This is a genomic window from Streptomyces sp. CA-210063, assembly GCF_024612015.1.
In the GTDB taxonomy this organism is placed as follows: Bacteria; Actinomycetota; Actinomycetes; order Streptomycetales; family Streptomycetaceae; genus Streptomyces.
In genome coordinates this window covers 168,091-181,447 of record NZ_CP102512.1, presented here as the reverse complement: position 1 = coordinate 181,447, position 13,357 = coordinate 168,091, and the positions used below count along the sequence as shown (strand labels likewise).

The 13,357-nt window shown below is 67.4% G+C and carries 11 protein-coding genes and 9 pseudogenes; 11 read left to right on the top strand and 9 right to left on the bottom strand.

Annotated features, from left to right (window positions below; genetic code table 11):
* Positions 1-219: 219 nt before the first annotated feature.
* Positions 220-303, top strand: a pseudogene (locus JIX56_RS00640) (transcriptional repressor); the annotation flags it as partial.
* Between the two features lie 27 nt (positions 304-330).
* Here JIX56_RS00640 and JIX56_RS00635 read toward each other — a convergent pair.
* Together JIX56_RS00635 and JIX56_RS00630 are read right to left on the bottom strand one after the other, a co-directional pair.
* Entirely contained in the window at positions 331-852 is a 522-nt protein-coding gene (locus JIX56_RS00635) for a YcxB family protein (RefSeq protein WP_257536780.1), read from the bottom strand.
* A 49-nt stretch (positions 853-901) separates the two neighbouring features.
* Positions 902-1,048 carry a hypothetical protein gene (locus JIX56_RS00630; RefSeq protein WP_257551540.1) on the bottom strand — a complete coding sequence of 49 codons (147 nt, stop codon included), beginning with the start codon at positions 1,046-1,048 and terminating at the stop codon, positions 902-904.
* Here JIX56_RS00630 and JIX56_RS00625 point away from each other — a divergent pair.
* Positions 1,013-2,008 (top strand): annotated as a pseudogene (locus JIX56_RS00625) (IS110 family transposase); the annotation flags it as partial. The gene JIX56_RS00630 and the pseudogene JIX56_RS00625 overlap by 36 nt on opposite strands.
* Positions 2,009-2,018: 10 nt before the next feature.
* Here the strand turns inward: JIX56_RS00625 and JIX56_RS00620 are convergent.
* A complete protein-coding gene (locus JIX56_RS00620; RefSeq protein WP_257536779.1) occupies positions 2,019-2,558 on the bottom strand; it encodes a hypothetical protein in 540 nt (179 codons plus the stop codon).
* A gap of 165 nt (positions 2,559-2,723) precedes the next feature.
* Here JIX56_RS00620 and JIX56_RS00615 point away from each other — a divergent pair.
* Positions 2,724-3,459: pseudogene (locus tag JIX56_RS00615) on the top strand (transposase).
* Between the two features lie 7 nt (positions 3,460-3,466).
* On the opposite strand, the pseudogene JIX56_RS00610 reads toward JIX56_RS00615, so the two are convergent.
* Positions 3,467-3,754: pseudogene (locus tag JIX56_RS00610) on the bottom strand (IS1380 family transposase); the annotation flags it as partial.
* A 92-nt stretch (positions 3,755-3,846) separates the two neighbouring features.
* On the bottom strand, positions 3,847-4,257 hold the full coding sequence (locus JIX56_RS00605) for a MerR family transcriptional regulator (RefSeq protein WP_257536778.1): 411 nt from the start codon (positions 4,255-4,257) through the stop codon (positions 3,847-3,849).
* Between the two features lie 151 nt (positions 4,258-4,408).
* Between JIX56_RS00605 and JIX56_RS00600 the strand changes: the two are divergent.
* Both JIX56_RS00600 and JIX56_RS00595 read left to right on the top strand, forming a co-directional pair.
* Positions 4,409-5,176: pseudogene (locus JIX56_RS00600) on the top strand (oxidoreductase); the annotation flags it as partial.
* Between the two features lie 53 nt (positions 5,177-5,229).
* Positions 5,230-5,712 (top strand): hypothetical protein, encoded by a 483-nt coding sequence (locus JIX56_RS00595; RefSeq protein WP_257536777.1) that lies wholly within the window; start codon positions 5,230-5,232, stop codon positions 5,710-5,712.
* Here JIX56_RS00595 and JIX56_RS00590 read toward each other — a convergent pair.
* A protein-coding gene (locus JIX56_RS00590; RefSeq protein WP_443031721.1) for an IS5 family transposase occupies positions 5,704-6,536 on the bottom strand; the annotation gives its coding sequence in 2 pieces (ribosomal slippage) (positions 5,704-6,179 and positions 6,179-6,536; 834 coding nt in all). The genes JIX56_RS00595 and JIX56_RS00590 overlap by 9 nt on opposite strands.
* Before the next feature lie 300 nt (positions 6,537-6,836).
* A complete protein-coding gene (locus JIX56_RS00585; RefSeq protein ID WP_257536775.1) occupies positions 6,837-7,394 on the bottom strand; it encodes a hypothetical protein in 558 nt (185 codons plus the stop codon).
* A 354-nt stretch (positions 7,395-7,748) separates the two neighbouring features.
* On the opposite strand from JIX56_RS00585, the gene JIX56_RS00580 reads away from it, so the two are divergent.
* The 3 genes and pseudogenes from JIX56_RS00580 to JIX56_RS00570 all read left to right on the top strand — a co-directional run bounded on the left by JIX56_RS00580 (position 7,749) and on the right by JIX56_RS00570 (position 9,717).
* Positions 7,749-8,123, top strand: coding sequence for a hypothetical protein (locus tag JIX56_RS00580; protein ID WP_257536774.1), 375 nt, complete (start codon positions 7,749-7,751; stop codon positions 8,121-8,123).
* Positions 8,069-8,859 (top strand): annotated as a pseudogene (locus JIX56_RS00575) (transposase); the annotation flags it as partial. The gene JIX56_RS00580 and the pseudogene JIX56_RS00575, both read left to right, overlap by 55 nt.
* Positions 8,860-9,288: 429 nt before the next feature.
* Positions 9,289-9,717, top strand: coding sequence for a VOC family protein (locus tag JIX56_RS00570; RefSeq protein ID WP_257536773.1), 429 nt, complete (start codon positions 9,289-9,291; stop codon positions 9,715-9,717).
* Positions 9,718-9,733: 16 nt separating this feature from the next.
* Here the strand turns inward: JIX56_RS00570 and JIX56_RS00565 are convergent.
* Positions 9,734-10,498: pseudogene (locus JIX56_RS00565) on the bottom strand (transposase).
* Between the two features lie 132 nt (positions 10,499-10,630).
* Between JIX56_RS00565 and JIX56_RS00560 the strand changes: the two are divergent.
* Positions 10,631-10,915 (top strand): annotated as a pseudogene (locus JIX56_RS00560) (transposase); the annotation flags it as partial.
* On the opposite strand, the gene JIX56_RS00555 reads toward JIX56_RS00560, so the two are convergent.
* Positions 10,903-11,253, bottom strand: a complete 351-nt coding sequence (locus JIX56_RS00555; RefSeq protein ID WP_030042927.1) for a winged helix-turn-helix transcriptional regulator — start codon at positions 11,251-11,253, stop codon at positions 10,903-10,905. The pseudogene JIX56_RS00560 and the gene JIX56_RS00555 sit on opposite strands and share 13 nt — an antisense overlap.
* A 170-nt stretch (positions 11,254-11,423) precedes the next feature.
* Between JIX56_RS00555 and JIX56_RS00550 the strand changes: the two genes are divergently transcribed.
* Both JIX56_RS00550 and JIX56_RS47580 read left to right on the top strand, forming a co-directional pair.
* The gene (locus JIX56_RS00550; RefSeq protein WP_257536771.1) at positions 11,424-12,311 is read left to right on the top strand and encodes an NAD(P)-dependent oxidoreductase; all 888 of its coding nucleotides are present in this window, start codon (positions 11,424-11,426) and stop codon (positions 12,309-12,311) included.
* Positions 12,312-12,654: 343 nt separating this feature from the next.
* Positions 12,655-12,993: pseudogene (locus tag JIX56_RS47580) on the top strand (transposase); the annotation flags it as partial.
* Positions 12,994-13,357: the final 364 nt, after the last annotated feature.

Below are 13,357 nucleotides of genomic sequence, written 5' to 3'. Positions count from 1 at the left end.
GTGAAGATGCTCGACCCCGCCCTTCTTGGAGGCACCACTGGCTTGATTCCAACCTGAAGTAGCAGGTCACAGATCTGGTGTGGGCGGTGAGTGGGGCACTCCTGCTGGTGAATACGGTGATTGTTGCGGAGGGATCGTCCGTCACCGGGAGATTCGGCCTCGCGGAACTGCCTGAACGCCACCTCGGCGGGCCTCCAGCCGAGCCACCTCCGCGTCGATCTCTACCGCCGCTGCTCCGTCGGCGAGCACCGCCACCTCGTCTGCCGGGTCTGCGGCAAGGCGGTCGAGGTCGAGGGCCCCGCGGCCGCGGCGGAGGACTGAGAAGGGGGTTCAGACGCGGGGCAGATGGCGGCTCACGAGGGCCCGCAGCCGCTCCGCGTCCTGCGGAGAGCGCAGCCCGCGCTTGGGTAGCACCTCCACGAGCAGGATGTTCGGGTCGCGGCTGAGCAGCACCACGTGGTCGCGGGTCTCGCGGAAACCGCGGAAGACTGACCAGCGCTGTACGAGCGTCGCGTGCGCGGTCTCGGCCGCGATCCCCGTCTCGCTCACGGACGTGCGGTACTCGCCCTGCCAGGAGACTGTGCGCAGCGCGTGGTGGGCCTGGAGGTGGGGGATCGACCAGATCATGGCGGCGCAGAACACGGCGGTGAGGAACGACTGCGCGGAGCTTTCCGGTGCGGTCACCACCAGCACGGCGCCAGCCCCGAACAGCCCCGTGAAGCCCCACCGGACCAGGTGGAGGCGCCGACGGCGCTCACGCAGCCGAACGCCCGTGAGGATGTCGGCGCGCGTCGGCTGGTAGACCAGCTCGACCGTGTCCTGTCTTCCGTCCCGCCCCATGTCCACGACCATGAAACGGGATCGTACTGCCCGTGCCGGCTGCCGTGATCAGCTACGTCCGTCAACGCTGGATCTCGGCGTTGGTCAGCACGAGGAGAGCCCGCAGGAGCATGGTCGCGTGGCGGGCGTTCATGCGGACCTTGGTGAGGATCTGCCAGTTCTTCAGGTCGGCAACCCGATGGCCGCCGCCCGCTATCGCGACCGTCACTCCGTCTCCCGCAAGAAGTCCGACCCCGGCGACGCCCTGGTCCTGGCCAACATCCTCCGCACCGACATGCACGCCCACCGGTCCCTGCCGCAGGACAGCGACCTCGGCCGGGCCGTCGCCGTCCTCGCCCGCGCCCAGCAGGACGCGACCTGGAACCGGCAGCAGATCTCCAACCAGCTCCGATCCCTGCTGCGCGAGTACTACCCCTCCGCACTGGCCGCCTTCGAGCCCTGGCGCAACGGTTTGTGCCGACGCGAGGCCCACGAACTCCTCAAGGCCGCACCCACGCCGATCCGAGCGGCTCGACTGACCCGCTCCCAGCTCCAGGCCGCGCTCAAAAGGGCCGGCCGCCAGCGTGGGATCGAGGCCGAAGCCGAACGGCTCCGCGAGGTCTTCCGGGCCGACTGGGCCCACCAGCCGGCGCTGGTCGAGGACGCGCTCGGCAAGCAGATGCTCGCCCTCCTGGTCCAGCTGGAGGCTGCCTGCGCCGCCGCCGGCCAGCTCGCCGAGGCGGTGGAGGAAGCATTCCCTCAGCACCCGGACGCTGAGATCATCCTCAGCTTCCCTGGCCTCGGCACCCAGCTCGGCGCCCGGTTGCTCGCCGAGATCGGAGACGACCGCAGCCGGTTCGCCGACGCCCGCGGCCTCAAGGCATACGCCGGCTCCTCGCCCGTCACCCGAGCCTCCGGCAAGAAGTCGACCATCACCAGACGGTGGGTGAAGAACGACCGCCTGAACGCCGTCGGCTACCTCTGGGCCTTCTCCTCGATCACCGCCTCACCCGGCGCCAAGGCCCACTACCGACGCCGCCGTGACCAGGGCGACTGGCACGCCTCAGCCCAGCGCAACCTCTTCAACCGCAGGATCGGACAGCTCTACCACTGCCTCCAGCATGGACAACTCTTCGACGAGGTCGTCGCCTTCCCCGCATCACCACCCACGGTCGCGGAAGCGGCCTGAACGCGGGAACTCACACGAGTCCGGCAGCCTGTCGAAGCTTCGCTCGATCGCCAGGACGGGTCAGTTCCTCCGCCAACATCGCCACTACGCTCGCGTTCTCCGTGAACACGGCCCGGCACTGTTCACGCTCGGGATGATCGCTGTCACTGCCGAACCAGCGCACCATAGCTTCGTTGCGTCCGTCGATCGGCTCGGAGAATCCAGCGATCGAGACCAGAAGACCCAGCAGGCCAGACTGCACAGGAACCTGCGGGTCGCTTGCAAGGCGCAACAGGAACGGCAGCACTGTCGGCATGGCCGGGTTCATCTCTCTGACGCTGTTGAGAATGGAGTTGGTGAGTACGCGCTTGGCCTCGGGCGCGGCAGTCTGATCGAGAAGACCGTGCAACAGAACCGGGATCGCCGCCGGGCACTCCGGGAACGCGGACCAGCGGACATCTTCACACCCTCGGAGGGCGGGATGGCCGCGGGCAGCCTCAACCGCCTGCGGGTAGTCCTGGAGGAACCGAGTTATCGCCGTCTCCTTGGCGGCCAGATCCGTGCTGCACACTTGTCTGTCCCCGTCCTGCCGCAACAAACCTTGAACTCCGCGTTAGGCCGAACTCTTGCGCGATCAGAGATCCACGCGCAAGCCAAGACAACGAACCGATGGTGTTCGATTCCCCAAGCACCCACACGAGCGCGGCTTGACGAGTTGGGCGCCTGAGGTGTCTGGATAGCCCCGTTCACCGGGCTGAGCCCGCGTGCTTTCGGGAAGCTGGTGACGGTTCTGCGGCGCGAGGGCGCGGACGCGGTCCGCAAGGGCCGGCAGTGGAGTCTTCCGCTGGAGGACCGGGCACTGCTGGTCGCGGCGTACTGGCGCACGAACCTCACGATGCGCCAGCTCGCTCCGCTGTTCGGGGTGTCCAAGTCGGCGGCGGACCGGATCATCGACCATCTCGGGCCGATGCTCGCCCTCCAGCCCCGCAAACGGTTCGCGAAGGACACCGTGCTCATCGTGGACGGCACCCTGGTCCCCACCCGGGATCACACCATCGCCGAGCGGTCGAAGAACTACCGGCACTCCACCAACCACCAGGTCGTCATCGACGCCGACACCCGACTGGTCGTCGTGGTCGGCCGGCCGCTCGCCGGGAATCGCAACGACTGCAAGGCATGGGAGGAATCCGGCGCCAAGGCCGCCCGTCGGCAAGACCCTCACGATCGCCGACGGCGGCTACCCGGGCACCGGACTCGTCATCCCGCACCGCCGCGAGCGCGGCCAGAGCGAACTCCCGGCCTGGAAAGAGGACCACAACAGGTCCCACAAGCAGGTCCGGGCCCGCGTCGAGCACGTCTTCGCCCGCATGAAGACCTGGAAGATCCTCCGCGACTGCCGCCTCAAGGGCGACGGCGTCCATCACGCCATGCTGGGCATCGCTCGGATGCACAACCTCGCCATCGCCGGATAGGCAAGTGGGCCGCACGGCGGCCCACTCCCGCAGTGGCTCGGAGCGCCTCGCCGCCGTCGGCGAGCATCACCGCCAGGTCGACCGCCACTCGGCCGGGGTCGTGGCCGGTGCTGCGCGGCCCCAACCAGTGCAGTGCGTTGGTGAAGGAGCCGGTCAGGCCCGTGGCGTCGGCGAGATCGGCCAGCAGGCGGGATCCGGCGTGGCTGACCACTCCGCGGCCGTCGGCCGAGACGACAAGCTTGGGACGCGATTCGGTAGGGTACACGCAGAAAATGCCTTCCTGCTGTGGTGACAGAAGCCCTAGACAAGCCTCATGATCCCAGCTCAGCAGGCACTTTCGTGTTTCCGCTCAAGATCCGGACGCGGCAGCAAGTGAAACGCGAAGGCTTAGCGCACGATCTGGCACGGATGTTCCTCAACTCCCGATTCGTCCGCGGCAGGGACCGGATGCATCAGGGACTCGCGGCGGGCCCGGGCCACGGCCACCATCCTGTCGAGGGTGTCCCTGGCCCGCAGGAAATCGTTGATCTGCGCCGTGATGCGCTCGCGTTCGCGGGCCATCCGCTCCAGGCTGGCGTCGAAATTGTGCTCGTGGCACGGAAAGAGTTCGGCGATGGTGCTGCTGGAGAGATTGGCCGCGTACAGCTCCTGGATCAAGTGGACGCGGTCCACGTCGTCTTCCGTGTACTGCCGTTGTCCGCTCGGCGTGCGGGTGCTGGTGAGCAGTCCCCGCTGCCCGTAGTAGCGCAATGACCGCACACTCACTCCGGCGCGTGCCGCGAGATCCCCGATCCGCATGACTGCCTCCCGTCCACAGCAGGCGGGGCCTGTGGTGCACCCCACATGGATCCGCGGTGTTCTCCCGGTTGCCTCTGACACTGGTGTCAGGTTTTAGCGTACCCATGCGCTTCGGCAGTCCGGAGCACATCGGTACGCGAGGAGAACCGACATGCCGTCCCTGTTCAGCAGTTACCGCCTCGGCGAACTCCCGCTGCCCAACCGGACCGTTATGGCCCCCATGAGCCGCGCCCGGGCCGCCGCCGGTGGTCTGGACACCCCCTCGATGGCCACCTACTACGCGCAGCGCGCCACGGCCGGACTGATCGTCACGGAGGGTGTCCCGCCCAGCCGCGTCGGGCAGCCCTACCCGGGCACGCCCGGCCTGCACACCGACGAGCAGACGGATTCCTGGCGGCAGGTGACCGACGCGGTCCACGCCAGCGGCGGACGCATCTTCGCCCAGATCATGCACGGCGGCCGGGCCTCGCACCACGAGACCACGGGCCTTCAGCCGATCGGCCCGTCGGCCGTTTCCGGCGAGGTCAGCGTATTCACCCCGAACGGCCCGCAGCCGATGCCCGTGCCGCGGGCCCTGGAAACCGACGAGGTCCCCGAGCACGTCCGGTCCTACGCACACGCCGCCCGCAGCGCCGTCGACGCGGGCTTCGACGGGGTCGAACTGCACGGCGCCAACGGCTACCTGATCTCCCAGTTCCTGTCATCCAACGCCAACCTGCGCGACGACCGATACGGCGGCTCGCTCACCAACCGGATCCGTTTCGCCGTCGAGGCAGCCGCCGCCACCGCCGAAGCCGTGGGCGCCGCCCGCACGGGCATCCGCCTGTCGCCCGGCGGCGGTTTCCTGGGTGTGACCGAGGACGACCCGGCCGAGGTGAACTCCGCTCTGCTGACGGAACTGGCCCCCCTCGATCTCGCTTAGACGTCGTTTCTTTTGGTGGTTCTCGGGTCGAGCTGTGCAGGGATACTGCTGTGGTGTTGTTGACGTGGATCGCTGAGGTGGCGGACGAGCCTTTGGTGCTGGAGCCGGCTGACCGGCGGGTGGAGTGGGAGACCAACACCTGGTCGCTGGGTGCGGCTGACGAGGACAGGAGTTCGTTGTCCGTCGCCGAGGTGGTGGCTGCCTTCGAGCGGACTGCTGTTGCCATCCGGGAACGCATTCGCGATCTGGGCTTCTCTGGGGTAGCGACGTTCTACGTGTGGCACGACAAACAGGCAGGACAGCTCCGGTGCTCGACCGGTTCTGTGCCCCCGGATGCGTTGCCGTTCAGCGGTACCTATGTGGCTTCCGACGACCTCGGTCCGGTCGTCGAGGGATTTCTGGCCGACAGCGAGCCGGGCTTCATCGCCTGGTCGGGCCTGGACGACGCGCAGAGCCTCTCGGAGAAGACCGAGACCGAGCCGGACATCAGGCCCTTCGGTGTCTGGGTCAGCAGGGTCGGAGCCTCACGCTGACTGGTTATGCCCGTCCACACGGACGAGTCGGCGGTGACAGATGAGGGCTGCGGCTATGCCGGCGAAGGCGAGGAAATGTTCTGCCTTGCGCTCGTAGCGGCGGTGGAGCCGGCGGCAGCCGGCGAGCCAGGAAACGGTCCTCTCGACAACCCATCGGTGGCGGCCGAGCCGCTGTGAGGACTCGATCCCTTTGCGGGCTATGCGGTGGCGGATGCCTCGCTTGCGGAGCCATCGGCGCAGGTGGTCATAGTCGTAGCCCTTGTCTGCGTGCAGCTTCGCCGGGCGGCGGCGACGGGGTCCGCGGGGAGAACGAATGGGCGGGATGCCACGCACGAGCGGCTGAAGGCCCTGGCTGTCGTGCATGTTGGCAGCCGAGATGCCCAGCGACAGTGGGAGTCCGTTCCGGTCCGTGATCAGGTGGATTTTCGATCCCAGCTTGCCGCGGTCGGTCGGATTCGGTCCGGTCAGTGGCCCCCTTTTGCTGCCCGGAAGCTGACGGAGTCGATCGCGCACCGCGACCAGTCGATCTCGCCGCGGGCGCCGAGTTCGTCGAGGACGACGCGGTGGAGCCTTGCCCAGACGCGGGCCCGGCCCCACTGAGCGAACCGTCGGTAGGCCGTCTGCCAACTCGGACCGAACACCGGTGGGAGTTGCCGCCAGGTACAGCCCGAGGTGGCCACGAAGATGATCGCGGCCAGGGTCTCGCGATCACCGGCCCGCCGCCGGCCCCCACCCTGCGGACGTACCACCTCCGTTGGCGGCACCACCCGCCGAAACAGCACCCACAACTCGTCCGGTACCAGACGCTCAACCAAATCCGTCATGCACGGTTCAACGAACGATCACACCAAAAGAAACGATGCCTTAGGGGATGACGCCGCAAGAGCTCCAGCAGCAGGAACAGACCCTGGAGTGGCTAGGGCGGCGTTCAGCGGCCCCACCAGGGCGACTCCAACTGGCTCCGGTTCTGGGGTGATTGGTGAAGATCAGGCGTCTTGATTTGGGCTCTGGCAGCGATCACGAGGAGCCGTCACGGTGGGTCACATGCTCGCTGGCCCGGTGTCTACCTCGGGTGGGCGTGCCGATTATGCGAACTCTGCCCATGTTGTGTCTGGCCATCGTTTTCAGCCGTTGCCGGTGTCCACGGGGAACGTTGCTTCGTCGAGTGCAGCTCGAGCTGTTGTGGCGAAAGCGCCGATGCGTTCGGAAACCCTGGTCACCTCGACTGCATGCCGTTCCACGAACTTGACGTTATGGTCGGGTGCTCCCTCTGCGGAGTCGCGCCATGCGAGCAACGTCGTGTGCATCGAGTGCAGCGCAGTCTTGACGCCGTTGGCTGCTTGTTCCACAGACTCGGGCCCTTCGACCGCAAGAGCAGCCCAGGTTGCCTGCACTTCTCCTAGTTTGTCGTGTGCTTCATGGAGATGGTGGTCAGCCCCTTCCGTATCCACGTCGCCGATCAGGGCGCGTGCGGCCTGCTTCAGGGCGTTGCGCGTCTCATTGGCGGGAGCGAGAAAGGCGCTGTAGGCGTCGCGCCGGGCCTGTCTGCGCCAATGCGCGTGGTCAACTCTGGCCTGGGCCCCAATCTGCTGCCGGCTCGACCACCCGGATATTGCCGATGCGGAGACGGTTCCGAGGACGCCTACCGTTGCCCCCAGCAGTGCTGCGATTCCCTGATCCACAGAGAGATTGTGCATGCGTCGGTCCGCTTGTGTCCGGAAGGTGGCGGCTGTCAATCACGGGGAGCTGTCACGATCGGGGTTGTGTGTTTGGGTCCCCGGCTCGTGCCGGGGCGCGCTGTACCTCACCGAGCGTATTTGACGCTCCATCATGTCTTTCGGGATCTGAATGGAAGGCTTGGCACAGTCGACGTCCTGGACGTGGATGGACGTGCACTCTCTTGGCAGGACGTGCTGTTCGCGGGGATCGCGGTGTTCGCCGAGGCGACCGTGTGCGACACAGGGGAGGTGATCGTGCGGGCTCGTGGCCGGGCCCGGGAAGGAAACTGTCCGAGCTGCGGCCGACCGTCGTCTCGGGTGCACGATCGCTACCGACGGCAGTTGCAGGACGTGCCGCTGGCCGCCCGGCCAGTACGCATCGTGCTGGAGGTCCGCCGGTTCGTTTGCGTGAACACGGAGTGCGGGCAGAGGACGTTCGCCGAGCAGATCCGGGGCTTCACCAGCCCGTTCACCCGCTGCACGGACCGGCTGGGAGCATTGCTGAACGTGATCGCACTGGCGCTGGCCGGCCGTGCCGGAGAGCGCATGGCCATGGCGCTGGGCATCACGGCGGGGCGGATGGGGCTGCTGAACCGGGTGCGGGAGATGCCCGACCCGTCGTACGGCACTCCGCGCGTGTGGGGGTGGACGACTTCGCGATCACACGCGGCCACACCTACGCCACCGTGCTGACCGACGGGGAGACGCACCGCGTCGTCGACGTGCTGCCCACCCGGGACGCCGCACCGCTGACGACCTGGCGGCTTGCCCACCCCGGCGTCGACGTCGTGTGTCGTGACCGGGCCGGCGCCTACGCCGAAGGCACCACTGCCGGGGCGCCCGGCGCCCAGCAGGTGGCTGATCGCTTTCACCTGTGGATGAACCTTGGTCAGGCCGTCGAGAAGTGCGTCGCTGCGCATCGCGCCTGTCTGCGTCCATCGTCGGCACCGGCTCCGCCGGTGCCTCCACAGGCCTCGTCGCAACCCGCGACGTCGCACGGCGACGGGCGCCTCGCCGCGCGGTTGCAGGCTCATCACGCTCTGGTCCACGGGCTGCTGGAGCAGGGCATGGGAATCCGGGCGGCCGCAAGGGCACGTACACCCTCCGCATCCCGCTCACGGCCGGGGCGGTCCTGGACGGCTGCCCCGAGCTGACCGCCGCCCACCAACTCGTCCGCGACTTCGGGGACATGCTCACCCGGCAGACCGGCGTCCTGCTGCCCACCTGGATCGACGAGACCCTCGCGGCGGACCTGCCCGGCCTGACCGGCTTCGCCCGCGGCCTCACCAATGATCTCGACGCCGTCACCGCCGGGCTCACGCTCCGCTGGAGCTCGGGCGGCACCGAGGGCGCCGTGAACCGCATCAAAAAGATCAAAAGACAGCTGTACGGACGTGCCGAATTCGAACTACTCCGGAAGATGGTCCTGCTTCAGTGACCGCCCGTGACGGCCCCCCGTGATCGCTGCCAGAGCCCACCGCAAAACGTCACGGCCAATCGCGCGACAGATCTTGCCCGCCCATAGCTCAGCGTCAATTTTTCGCCGACCGTCGAATCGGCTGGCTGGGCTGTGATGTGGGCAGACGCGTCACGTACGTGTCCGTGACGTCGTGAGACGTTGCTCCTGAGCAGGACCGGCCCAAGGGGTGTTCCGTAACTGATCTTTGACATGCGGGTAGTTGGGCAGGGCTGATCCTGGTGGCCTCGGTGGGCTTCGCCGCCAGGGTCGCGTCGTCCTCGCGGGCTGTCCGGTTTGATCGCTTGATGTCCGAGATGGCCCAGCGCCTGATGGGGTTGTGGGCAGACCCTCGGAGGACGCGAACGGCAGAATCCCAAGTCCCCTTGGTACGGTGCATCGATGTCCGCGATCAAGAAGTTCCAGGTCACCTTTGACTGCGCAGAACCTGAGCGTCTCGCTCGTTTCTGGTGCGAGGTGTTGGGGTACGTCGTACCACCTCCACCGGAGGGGTTTGCCACGTGGGATGATTACAGGCGCTCGCAGCCGCCTGAGCAGCGGGATTCTTGGTTCGCCTGCATTGATCCCTCAGGTGTGGGCCCGCGGCTGTACTTCCAGCGCGTCCCCGAGGGGAAGGCCGCCAAGAACCGGGTGCATCTTGATGTGCGGGTCGGCACCGGGCTGGTGGGAAAAGAGCGCCTCGCCGCACTTGAGGCCGAATGCGCACGGCTGGTCCCGCTCGGCGCGGTTCACGTGCGAACGCTGTATGACGGCAATGATTCGTGCATCCCGATGCTGGACATCGAGGGCAACGAGTTCTGTATCGACTGAGCGTATGGAGCGGGAGTCATCCCGTGAGGGCGAGGTTGTGCAGCCGGGCGATGCCGAGCATGGCGGTGTGGACGCCGTCGCCGCGCAGGCGGCAATCGCGGAGGATCTTCCAGGTCTTCATGCGGGCGAAGGCGTGCTCGACACGGGTGGGGACCTGTTTGTGGCTCTTGTGGTGGGCCTGCTGCCAGTCCGGCAGTTCCTCGCCCGCGCGGCGGCGGTGCGGCATGACCAGTCCGGTGCCGACGTAGCCGCCGTCGGCGGTCGTGGCGGCCTTCCGACGGCGGCCTCGGCGCCGGACTCAGCCCAGGCCCGGCAGACGTTGCGGTTGCCCGGCAGCGGCCGACCGACCACCACGACCAGGCGGGTATCGGCGTCGATGACTACCTGGTGGTCGGTCGAGTACCGGTAGTTCTTCGACTGCTCGGCGATGGTGTGGTCCCGGGTGGGCACCAGAGTGCCGTCAACAATTAGCACCGCGTCCTTGGCGAACCGCATACGCGGCTGCAGGGCCAACTGGGGTCCGAGGTGGTCGATGACCCGGTCGGCAGCCGACTTGGACACCCCGAACAGCGGGGCCAGTTGCCGCAGGGTGCGGTGTGTCCGCCAATACGCGGTCACCAGCAGCACCCGATCCTCGAGCGGCAGCTTCCACGGACGGCCCCGGCCAGGAACCTCCGCACCCTCGCGGCAGCAGCGTCACCAACTTGCCGAAAGTGCGCGGGCTCAGCCCAGTGAAAGGCTCTGTCCAGGACGGCACCGACGCCGTGATCACACCAGACACGACCAAGATCATCGCTCCGCGAGATCACTTACGGGACTACCACTTAGTAGGGCTGTGTCAGGTTCGTTCGCTGGTGGCGTGTCCGGTTGAGGAGTTGTGTCGTTGACCGGTTTGTGACGCCCGCCTGGGGAGTTGGATGAAGTCCGGTGCCCCCTGGAGGAGTTCGCGGCGGATGTTTCCGAGCCGTTCGCTCGGGCGGATCAGCGTCGGTGGGGCGGGGTGTGTCTGCGGGGACTGCTGCTGGACGGGCAGCGGAAATCTGTGGAGCCGATGGCCGTCCGGCTGGGTGAGGACGGCAACCGTCAGGCCCTGGCCCACTTCATCAGCACCAGCCCGTGGGAGCCGGCGCATGTGCGAGCCCGGCTCGTATGGAAGGTGGCCTCGGCGGTCGGGCCTTTGGCGGCCTACGCGCGTGATGTGGCCTCACGCTGAGCGTGGATTGTCGGCATGTGGCGCTGCCCCCAGGCACTGAGCGGCGACAGCGCGTCATTCAGCTCCACGCCGCGCTCGGTGAGCGAGTACTCCACCCTGGGTGGGACCTCGCGGTACACCTCGCGGTGCACGATGCCGTCCGCCTCCAGTTCGCGCAGCTGCTGGATCAGCATCTTCTCGCTGACGCCGGGCAGTTCACGGCGCAACTCTCCGGTACGGCGGCGGCCCTCGTGCAGGGCCCACAGGATCAGGCCCTTCCACTTGCCGCCGACGACGTCCATGGCCGCGTCGATACCGCAGATGTACGGCCGATGCTTGGCCATGGTCCCAACTTCCCTTCGATGCTTACCAATTGGTGAGTACCACACAGAATAGTGGGTACTTGCCGAGCCTGGCTGCCCGGGAAAGCATCGAGGCCGTGAACACCCGTCAAGAGGGCCGTGCGCAGGTGACGCGGCCGACGGGTCACGCTTTCTCGAGACAGGAGCACTCCATGAGTAATACGTCACCCGTAACCGTCCTTGGCCTCGGAGACATGGGCCGGGCCCTGGCCGCAGCGTTCCTCTCCGCGGAGCGGGCGACCACTGTCTGGAACCGCACCGCCGCCAAGGCCGATGAGCTGATCGCGCTGGGTGCCGTGCGCGCCGGCTCGGTCGCCGAGGCGGTGACCGGAAGCCCTTTGGTGGTGGTCTGCCTGCTGGACTACGGCATCGTGCGGGAGACCTTGGAGCCGGTGGCGGGGCAGCTGCGCGGCAGGACGGTCGTCAACCTCACCAACGGCACTCCGTCACAGGCGTCCGAGATGGCCGCCTGGGTGGCGGGGCACGGTGGGGACTACCTGGACGGCGGCATCATGGCCGTGCCGACGACTGTGGCGACCCCTGAAGCGTTCATCCTCTACAGCGGCGAGCAGCGGATCTTCGACACGTACCGCGGGGTGCTCGGGGAACTCGGCTCGGCGAGATACCTGGGCGACGACATCGGCCTGGCCTCCCTCTATGACCTGGCACTGCTGAGCGGCATGTACCTCATGTTCGACGGGTTCCACCACGCAGTCGCCATGGCCACCTCGCGGGAGGGAGGCAGTGCGTCCGGCTTCACGGAACTGCTGGTGCCCTGGCTGACGAACATGGCGCGCCTGCTGCCCGCCTTCGCCGCGGAGGTCGACGCCGACCTGGCCACGGCGGCGGAGCCCCGGCTCACCCAGGGCCTCGACGTCCAGGTCTCCGGGCTGGCCAACATCATGGACGCGTCCAGGGACGCCGGTGTCAGCACCACGCCGCTGGAGTCCTCCATGGCCGCACTCGAGGCCCTGCTCGCGCATGGGCACAAGGTATGGAGCGCCCCGGCCTCGGTACGGCAGCTCAGGACAGTTTCCTAGCAGGGCTTGGTCAGGGTGGTATCGCCGTGGGTTCTGGGTGGGGCCGTGGTGGCTGACCTGCGTGCATGTCGTCTGTGCAGGTTGGTTGAGCGTGGTGCAAGTCCAGTGGCTGCTACTTGATGCGGTGGGTCAGGTGGTGTCGGGGTTGGTGAGGTCGTCGTGGGTGAGGGTGACGCGGGTGGCTTTGCCGACTTTGCCGGCGGTGGTGGTGGGTGGCAGGACCCGGACGTGGATGAAGAGACGCGGCCCGTCGGAGAGTTCGGTGGGACCGTTGGCGGTACCACCGAAACATGCCCCGACAGCGGCCGTAGCCGAGTACCTGTCCGATGCCCGGTGGGAGTTGATGGAGCCCGTTCTGTCGGCCTGGCGGGCCCAGCGGAGAGGGAAGGGCCTGGGCATAGGCAGGCCACCCGAGCATGACCTGTGGCGGATCATGGACGCCGTCCTGTAGGTCGACCGCACCGGCATCCCCTGGCGGTACCTGCCGCACGACTTCGCGCCGTGGGAGACGGTCTACGGGTACTTCGCCGCCTGGCAGAAGGACGGTGGCTTCGACCGGCTCAACGGAGTGCTGAGGCGGCTGGTGCGGGAAGCCGAGGGTCGCGACGCCGAGCCGAGCGCGTGTGTGCTGGACGCACAGAGCGTCAAGACCTCCGCGAACGCGCCCACGGCAGGTCAGGGACCCGTAGACGTACGGGTCGATTTCGTTGCCCTTCCTGTCGCTGAGGTGGAAGCAGTGGCCGTTGGCCCACACCGTGACCCAATCAGGCCCATGGCCAACCTGAAACGGCTCGTCCCCAAGCTGCGTCCCGGGCCAAGAACCATCTCCCGCAGAGGAATGAGTGACAACGACGCACGTCTCTTTCGGCAAGATCCGATGGACGTCACCCCAGGGCTCCAGCATCAGATCCAGCGGCTCCTCACCGTCGTTGCTGACCACCAGCCGTGCCGCTCTCCCCGCGAACATTTCCGTCACCCCTTTTTGGCCCTTCGGGCACGCGCGTGACAGCCGCCCGCCTCAGTGCGAACACGGCACGATCCTCACA

Coding starts and splice junctions, on each gene's coding strand:
- JIX56_RS00555 (WP_030042927.1), bottom strand. CDS start 11,253: ATGGCCAAGCATCGGCCGTACATCTGCGGTATCGACGCGGCCATGGAC.
- JIX56_RS00570 (WP_257536773.1), top strand. CDS start 9,289: ATGTCCGCGATCAAGAAGTTCCAGGTCACCTTTGACTGCGCAGAACCT.
- JIX56_RS00605 (WP_257536778.1), bottom strand. CDS start 4,257: ATGCGGATCGGGGATCTCGCGGCACGCGCCGGAGTGAGTGTGCGGTCA.
- JIX56_RS00635 (WP_257536780.1), bottom strand. CDS start 852: ATGGTCGTGGACATGGGGCGGGACGGAAGACAGGACACGGTCGAGCTG.
- JIX56_RS00550 (WP_257536771.1), top strand. CDS start 11,424: ATGAGTAATACGTCACCCGTAACCGTCCTTGGCCTCGGAGACATGGGC.